The organism is Phormidium sp. CCY1219 (assembly GCF_035615515.1).
Lineage (GTDB): Bacteria > Cyanobacteriota > Cyanobacteriia > Cyanobacteriales > Laspinemataceae > CCY1219.
Window position 1 is genome coordinate 1 of record NZ_JAJENT010000024.1, and the last position, 266, is coordinate 266.

The window sequence follows — 266 nt, forward strand, 5'->3', positions numbered from 1 at the left end:
TTTGAGCGTCGCTACGCGGCTGCATCGCAGATTAAAAAAGCCGAATTAATTGAAGGAGTTGTTTACGTGGCTTCCCCGGTTCGAGCAAATCTACATAGCAGACCTCATGCCATTATTATGGCTTGGTTAAGCGCTTATTGGACCGCAACCCCCGGTGTAGATCCGCTGATTGACGCCACTGTTCGTTTGGATGAAGATAACGAACCTCAACCGGATGCTTTGTTACGCATCGAACCGGAAGTGGGTGGCCATTCTTCGATTAGTGA

1 protein-coding gene is annotated in these 266 nt (G+C 48.9%); it reads left to right on the forward strand.

The features are described from left to right. On the forward strand, positions 1-266 hold a 266-nt coding region (locus LKK83_RS00285; RefSeq protein ID WP_324628750.1), incomplete at both ends, for a Uma2 family endonuclease.